We start from the raw sequence: 6,561 nt of genomic DNA, 5'->3' as shown, positions 1-6,561 counted from the left end.
CAACCCATTGAAAAAATCGCTAAAGATACCGATCGAGATTACTTTATGTCCGCTCAAGAAGCTCTTGAATATGGATTAATCGATAAAGTCATCGAAGATAGAGTGTGAACTATCCAACGCTAACCTAAGTTATAGCAAGGGGTTCATCATTCATAAGTTAACGCCTCAAGACGGACTTACGTCCGCCTTTTGGTCTTTATTATTCTATGACTCGATAAACCGTTACCCCATTTTGATAAACGGTTTCATAATAAATCCCTTCACAGTCATAATATTGAAAATCACCATCTTGAATCACTGTACATCCATCGGGAAGATAGTTAACCACAACACCAGCAGGTGGTGAAACCACTACATAACTATCGTTAACGGGTTGCATATACACTCCATCGGAGTAAATATAACTACTAGAGCCAACATAGACAGTATCATAGTAGGGAGGTGGAGTATTCACACTAGCACCGATAATCAATCCAGTAGTTAATCCAGCTAATCCAGCCCACGCGCCCCATCCTGGAGGAGTATAATAGCCTCCACCGTACCATCCGCCACCATACCAATTATCATTGACAAAATCTTGACGGTTATCTTGACGATTTGTCATGCCGTCTTGACGGTTTCCTTGACGATCGGTTCTGTTGTTTTGACGAGTATCAGTACGATCGGTTCTGTTATCCTGACGGTTGTTGACATTGTCTTGACGGTTAGCGGTTCGATCTCCTCTGTTATCTTGACGATTACCTTGATTAGTCTGACGATTATCCTGACGATTTGTCGCATTGTTTTGTCGATCGCCTCTTGCCTCATTTCGATTAGTTTGACGGCTACTTTGAGCATTACTACGACTACTTTGACGACTAGAAGAATTACTCATACTTCCTCGGTTTCCTAAGCTAGTACCGCTACTGACTCTGGGAGAAGCACCTCCTCCTCTGGAACTTCTCGAACTAGAACTTCTTGAACTTGTACTTCTCGAACCTGCACTTCTCGAACCTCCTGAGCGTTGGACACTGCTAGTTCTAGCTCCACCACCACGCCCTCCTCCGCCACGTCCTCCGCCACGTCCTGCATAGGCAACATCGGATAAGATGGTAAAGATGCTGAATAAGATGGTAATGGTCAAAATAAAAGGTTTATGGGATAGTTTCATGGTTTTACTCCTGTAAATATAATGCTTGTAGTGAGGGCTTTAGCCCTTTTTAATGGACAGGCAAGATGCCTGTTTTACGGTTCAGAAGGCAATATTTGCACTTTGAAGTTATCTTGGGCGGGGGTAAAGGTAAAGGTATCGGGAGCAAAGGAGGGTTTAAAGTTCCAATTAGAAAATAACACCGTATATTGAGGCGCGTTGGGTAAATTTTTATAGGTGACGATCGCCTTTTTGACTAAAGGAGGTTCATCTTGACTAATCCACAGTTGTCCATCCCAATCTTCTGTGACAATTAGTATTTGATCTGTTTCCTCTCGATTAACTAAGTTACTGCCAATATATAAAGGGTCTTCTGCTATATCATCTAGGATAGCACAAGGATCACTGGTAAATAAATTAGCCATAGGGATTGTAAAGCCCAACTTTTCCTCAATGGTGTTCACCATTTCATCAATGTTGACGGGTGCTTCTTTGGTAGCAAAAACCTTCGCATCGGGAGAAAACAAAGTAATAGTTTTACCATCATAATAAAAATTTCTGTTTCCTTGATCTGCTATGGTTTCAACCTTTAGCATATTTGGTCTTTGTAGAGAAACTATTTTGTAACCGCTATACTGTACTTTTGTGCCTGATGAGAGAACATTGTCATAGGTAATATCCATTTCGACAGTCAAGGATTGTTGACTCTTGAGAAAATCGCAGACTTGAGTTAATAATTCTTCTGTTGTTAGTGGTGTTTCTTCCGTTGCGGTACTAGGATTATTTTGAGCTTGTATTTTTGGCACAAATCCTAAGCTAGAAGTTAGACAGAAAGTTAAGGTTAGTAAAAAGCGTAAATAATTCATAAGTTTGACATTGTAATTAGGAAAAATGAATTTTTGATGATTATTTGTAGTGCGATGCACCGCCCACCATCAAAATATTTTGAAGTTTTGGTGGGCATTGAGCTATGTAGTGTTGACTTCTTCCTTGAGCCATGCTCCTATTAACTCATAAACAAGAATTAAGATTACAGGACCTACAAATAAACCCAGAATGCCGTGGGCGATCGTACCCCCAATTACCCCTAATAAAATGACGACGATCGGCACGGGTAGCCCTTTTCCCATTAAAATCGGTTTGAGTACATTGTCAATGAGAGTAGCCAGAATCATCCAAGCGGTGAAAAGTAAAGCCCCTAAAGGATTCATGGTTGTCCAAGCAAAGACGATCGAACCTAAAGCAATCAAGCCCGGTCCAATTTGCATAATACTTAGGAATAAACATAAAACAGTTAATATCCCAGCGCCCGGAATTTTAGCGACAATCAACCCAAAGGCAACTAACAAAGTTTGGATAATCGCCACCCCTAACACTCCACGAACCACACTACGGATGGTAATGGTTGCCAGTTGGATAAATTCTTCTCCTTTGGTGGGTGCTAACCGTGAAATAAATAAAGCTACTTTTTGATTAAGACTTTGAGCATTTAGGGTTAATATCACTGCAATTACGATCGAAATAATAAATTTCAGTAAAATTAAACTAACATTGGTTGCCTGTAATAAAAGGGTTTTAGAAAATTTCACGATTTGAGCATTGAATTGACTGATTAATCCTTCCAGATTTACTGAGGCTAGTTGCCAAATATTGCTTAAGGATTTACCAATGATTGGTATATCGTCAATGTTAGAAGGGGGAGGAGGTATCGCTAAAGTACCAGTCTCAATACCTTCGATTATAGTTTGAGCATTATGAAATAGAACTGTTGCAATAATGCTAACAGGTCCTAAAATAATGGCAATACCAACTAAAGCAAGAATTGTCGCCGATAATTTGTCCTTTCCGCCTAATAAGGTTTTTAGCTTCAGAAATACTGGAAAAAGTGCGATCGCCATGACCGTTGCCCAAAGGATAATGATGATAAACGGGCGAATGAGAATAAAAGACCAAACTAATAATAAGCCAATGACGAAAAAACGAATAATTGTATTGATAAGTTGAGAATTATTCTGCATAAATTTATCGATACTTAGGGGTTATTTTTGAATTAACTCACTTTAGTAGAGTTAAGCTATGAGCAAAGAAATTTATTTCTTTGTGGGGTAATGGTTCTATCAATTTTTACTTTCGTAATTATAGTTTTTATTTTTTCCATAGGTTTAACTATCTAGGACTTTCTTTTCAAAGGTTTTAATGACAATATACAAAATGGGGGCAATAACTAAACTTAAAATTGTAGCCACTAAGTAACCACCGAAACTAACAGTACCGATCGACCAACGACTTAACGCCCCTGCACCAGAAGCCGTCATCAAGGGAATATAACCCACAATCCCCGATAGAGAAGTCATCATAATTGGACGAAAACGAGATTTTGCAGATTCGATCGCAGCTTTGGTAAAATCAAAACCAAGATCCACATTCAAGTTAGCTTGTTCCACAATGAGAATGGCGTTTTTCGATGCCATACCGATTAACATAAGTAAACCTACCTGAGCATAAATATCATTACTGATAATGGGGAAAAAGCCCCCTAATTGCATATTCGATCGCAACCAGATGGCAACCAACGCCCCTAAAGTAGAAAGAGGTACAGTTAACATAATGATAGTGGGATCGATATAGCTTTCATATTGGGCGGCTAAAACAAGGAAAACCAAGACAAAACCTAAACCGAAAATCAAAATGGTGGCATTACCTGCGGATAATTCTTCTAAAGCACTACCCGTCCACTCATAACCAATACCATTGGGTAAAACTTCTTTTGCCACTTCTTCCATTACTTTGATAGCTTGACCTGAACTAAAACCACCCGCAGGAGACGCTTGAATTTTGATGGAAGAATAAACGTTATAGTGGGTAAGAGTCGGAGGATAATTAATGTCTTGTACATTGATTAAGTCTTCAAGGGCAATGAGTTGTCCATCCCTCGATTTAACGTATAAAGTCTTAATATCGTTAGGATTCGATCGAAATTCGGGTTCAACTTGGGCATAAACACGGTACGATCGATTAGCAAAAACGAAATCGTTAACATAGCGAGAACCGACATAGGTTTGTAAAGTGTTTAAAACTTCTGACACATCCACATTCAAAGCGTTAATCATATCTCGATTGAGATCGATTTGTTGTTGATCTGTATAGAACGTAAATTGAGTAAAAACACCCTGTAATTCTGGTCTTTCACTAGCAGTCGCTAAGTATTTTTGCGCCCCTTCGATCATATTTTCCATAGGTAAACCTGCACGGTTTTGTAACTGCAACTCAATTCCTCCCGTAGCACTTAAACCATCAACGGCTGGAGCATTAACCGCTACGGCTCTTGAGTTTGTCATTTTTGCCCTTAACTCTTGGTTAAGTTTGCGTAAAACACCAAAGGCGGATTGCTCAGAAGTGGGGCGCTCTTCCCAAGGTGTTAAACGTCCAAAAAAGAGATATTTATTGTAGTTATTACCATCAAAACTTGTTCCTGCAATGCCTAGATAACCTTTAACCTCTGGTATTTCTTCTAAAATTCCGTTCACCTTATCCACTTCCTCACGAGTATAGTTAAGGGAAGTATTAGGGGGAGAATTTCCGATAATAAAAAAGTACCCTTGATCTTCTTCGGGAATAAACCCTGACGGTATGACAGTGTACATGAAAGCAGTCGCAACTAAACCACCGACAAAAATAATCATAATCAGAGATTTGACGTTAGTAAGGGCATTAATAAAGTTTCCATAGGCGGTTTCAATCCAACCAAAAACAATATTAAACAGGCGGAAAAACCAACCAAAAAGAAAATTGATGATTTTATCAATACCATCAGGATTAGAACCCCTAGGGCGTAAGATCAAGGATGAAAGAGTCGGAGAAAGGGTAAGGGCGTTAAAAGTAGAAAAGATGATCGCCGCCGATAATGTGACGGCAAATTGTCGATAAACAATGCCTGTTGTACCCGGGAAGAAAAGCACGGGAATAAATACCGCTAATTGGGTTAAGGAAGAAGCTAACACCGCTCCTCCTAATTCTTCCATCGCATCGAGGGAGGCTTGTAAAGGGCGCATTCCCTGAGACATTTTTACTTGTATGGCTTCCACAATTACCACCGCATCATCGGTGACAGTACCGATCGCCAAAATAATCCCGAAAAGGGTTAAAAGATTCAACTCTAAACCAAATATCAATACTGCTGATAATGTACCAATCATGGCTACAGGCATGGCAATAGCTGGAATAATCGCTAAACGCCAATTCTGTAAAAAAATCATAATGGTAATAATGGCGTAAAGAATCGCCTCGATCGTATTATCTTTTACATCCGCAATGGCAACGTTAACAAAATCCGTGGTATCAAAAGCCACATCAACTTTTAAACCGGGGGGGAAGTTCGCCTCTAACTCCGCTATTTTTGCCTTAATGGCTTCTCCTGTGGCAAGGGCATTAGTACCGGGTAGCTGATACACCGCAAAACCGATGGCTGGTTCACCATTGAATTTTGCTTCTAAATCGTAGTTTTCAGCCCCTAATTCGATAGTAGCAACATCTTTAAGTCTAATTAATGTGCCGTTATCTCCCGTTTTAATGACTACTTCTCCTGCTTCTTCGGGGGTTTTGAAGCGTCCTGAACTACGCAAGGGAATCTCAAATTGTTGCTCAGGTAAAGAGGGTTCTTGTCCAATACGTCCTGCTCCAACTTGTAAGTTTTGAGTTTCGATCGCCCTTACCACTTCATTAGCGGAGAGATTACGAGCGGCGAGTTTGTAGGGATCGAGCCAGATACGCATGGCATATTTACGCTCTCCAAAGACGGTAATTGAACCTACCCCAAAAATACGCTTAATTTCGTCCGTGACAAATAAATCAACGTAATTACTGATAAATACGGGATCATAGATGGGTTTTCCTTGCTCATCTTTATCGGCATAAAAGCCATAGGCAAGGAGAATATTGGGGGATGCTTTATCCACTTTTACCCCCGTTTGTTTTACCGAATCTGGTAATCGAGGTTCAGCTAAAGATACTCTATTCTGGACGTTAACTTGTGCCTGATTTCGATCGATGTCTGTGGGAAAAGCAACAGTAATATTCGTTACCCCGTCATTACTGGTGTTAGAACTCATGTACTTCATGTTCTCCACCCCGTTGATTTCTCGTTCGATGATGGTGGTAACGGTATCCTCGGCGGTTTTAGCGTCTGCACCATTATAAGTAGCTGTTACTTTTACCTGAGTGGGTGCAAGTTGGGGTAATTTCGCCACAGGCAAGAGAGGAAATGCTATCCCCCCCTGCTAAAATGATGACTAACGAACAAACCGTTGCTAATACTGGTCGTTTAATAAAAGTGCTAGAAATGCTCATTTAAAATAGATTTACCCCAAACCTCGATCGAAACTAATAAGATCAGACATATTTTTTTATAAATAATAACAAGTTTTAAAAGCAAA

5 protein-coding genes are annotated in these 6,561 nt (G+C 39.9%); 1 reads left to right on the top strand and 4 read right to left on the bottom strand.

Annotated features, from left to right (window positions below; all coding sequences use genetic code 11):
• Positions 1-108 (top strand): ATP-dependent Clp protease proteolytic subunit (locus ACN4EE_RS21590; RefSeq protein ID WP_431708576.1); only part of this gene is annotated, 108 nt, incomplete at its 5' end.
• A gap of 91 nt (positions 109-199) precedes the next feature.
• On the opposite strand, the gene ACN4EE_RS21585 is transcribed toward ACN4EE_RS21590, so the two are convergent.
• The 4 genes from ACN4EE_RS21585 to ACN4EE_RS21570 form a co-directional block, all read right to left on the bottom strand.
• On the bottom strand, positions 200-1,150 hold the full coding sequence (locus ACN4EE_RS21585; protein ID WP_431708575.1) for a DUF6515 family protein: 951 nt from the start codon (positions 1,148-1,150) through the stop codon (positions 200-202).
• A gap of 74 nt (positions 1,151-1,224) precedes the next feature.
• Positions 1,225-1,995: a DUF2092 domain-containing protein gene (locus ACN4EE_RS21580; protein WP_431708574.1), complete on the bottom strand. Its 771-nt coding sequence runs from the start codon at positions 1,993-1,995 to the stop codon at positions 1,225-1,227.
• A 102-nt stretch (positions 1,996-2,097) separates the two neighbouring features.
• Positions 2,098-3,147 (bottom strand): AI-2E family transporter, encoded by a 1,050-nt coding sequence (locus ACN4EE_RS21575; protein WP_431708573.1) that lies wholly within the window; start codon positions 3,145-3,147, stop codon positions 2,098-2,100.
• A 144-nt stretch (positions 3,148-3,291) separates the two neighbouring features.
• Positions 3,292-6,375: an efflux RND transporter permease subunit gene (locus ACN4EE_RS21570; RefSeq protein ID WP_431708572.1), complete on the bottom strand. Its 3,084-nt coding sequence runs from the start codon at positions 6,373-6,375 to the stop codon at positions 3,292-3,294.
• Positions 6,376-6,561: the final 186 nt, after the last annotated feature.

The sequence above is a fragment of the Geminocystis sp. CENA526 genome, from assembly GCF_050753365.1.
Taxonomy (GTDB): domain Bacteria; phylum Cyanobacteriota; class Cyanobacteriia; order Cyanobacteriales; family Cyanobacteriaceae; genus Geminocystis.
Note: the sequence above shows the minus strand (reverse complement) of the source record. Positions and strands in the feature narration are given on the sequence as shown.